We start from the raw sequence: 1,132 nt of genomic DNA, 5'->3' as shown, positions 1-1,132 counted from the left end.
GCAGCAAACTAACGCTTTGAACCCAATTTGATCACGATTTTATCGAAAGCCTATTACTGCTGCGAAACCAGTAGGAATACTTTGACACCGAGATTTGCAATGCTTCTATTGAAGCAAGCGCACGGCTCAAACACGAAGCAAGGATGGGTTTGGAGGTTTTCGTGACACTCAAAGTAATTGGAACTGGATTTGGTAGGACAGGCACCGATTCAATGCGCGCCGCTCTGAACATTCTCGGCGTCGGACCCACACACCATATGTTTGAGCTAGAAGAAGGTATGCCCCTGAGGCAGCCATGGCTTGATCTTGCCAAGGGCTCGCAGCCGGATTGGGACTTCCTTTTTTCGGGTTACCACGCTTGCGTGGACTGGCCTTCAGCCTACTACTGGCGATCTTTGATAAAAGTGTATCCCGAGGCGAAAGTCCTGCTGACGATGCGGTCAGCGGAGAGTTGGTGGAATAGCTTTGAGGCAACAATCCTTAAATACATCCAGAGCGGTGACGATCCAAATGGGTTGGCCAAATTATTAGTTGCTGAACAAGTCTTTGACGGGCGTCCTGACAACCGGAACCATGCCATTGCGACCTATAACCGGAACATAGAAGAGGTCATCGCAACAGTCGATCCTGAGCGGCTCTTGATCCATTCTCTTGGAGACGGATGGGAGCCGCTATGCAACTGGTTGGGCCTTTCCGTTCCCGAGGTCAGTTATCCGAGCGGAAATACAACACAGGATATTGTCGGGCGATTTGCTGAAAAGGGCGTTGACCTGTCATAAGCAATACGTTTGGCGATGAACTTTAGACCTCTTGATATCTAATCAAGGGGTTTAAAACCTTTGACCTTGTGAAAGCGTCAGATGACCGCCCAGATCGGACTTTCGCCGAGGGCAACTTCGGCAGAGCACGTGCAACCAAATACAATGCCACACGGTTTTCAAATATCCAGTTGCATGAATACAAGGTAGGGCTGGAGCAACGGATCGTTCTCCCCTTCTGGATAATATTCGATTTTACGAAACCCGAGCTTAAGATACAAAGCCTGCGCCGCCGTGTCGTAGATGCCTGTGTCCAATAGAACGCTTTCTGCGCCTAGGTTTCGAGCATCCTTGAGAATGCTTTCCATCAGCTT

The 1,132-nt window shown here is 49.5% G+C and carries 2 protein-coding genes; one reads left to right on the top strand and one right to left on the bottom strand.

Annotated features, from left to right (window positions below; translation table 11 throughout):
* Window positions 1-161: 161 nt before the first annotated feature.
* On the top strand, window positions 162-779 hold the full coding sequence (locus tag J4E70_RS19225; RefSeq protein ID WP_213891561.1) for a sulfotransferase family protein: 618 nt from the start codon (window positions 162-164) through the stop codon (window positions 777-779).
* Between the two features lie 158 nt (window positions 780-937).
* Here J4E70_RS19225 and J4E70_RS19220 read toward each other — a convergent pair.
* On the bottom strand, window positions 938-1,132 hold a 195-nt coding region (locus tag J4E70_RS19220; RefSeq protein WP_343229490.1), incomplete at its 5' end, for a GNAT family N-acetyltransferase.

Origin of the sequence: Pseudohalocynthiibacter aestuariivivens (assembly GCF_018457175.1) — a bacterium.
GTDB classification, from domain to species: domain Bacteria; phylum Pseudomonadota; class Alphaproteobacteria; order Rhodobacterales; family Rhodobacteraceae; genus Pseudohalocynthiibacter; species Pseudohalocynthiibacter aestuariivivens.
Note: the sequence above shows the minus strand (reverse complement) of the source record. Positions and strands in the feature narration are given on the sequence as shown.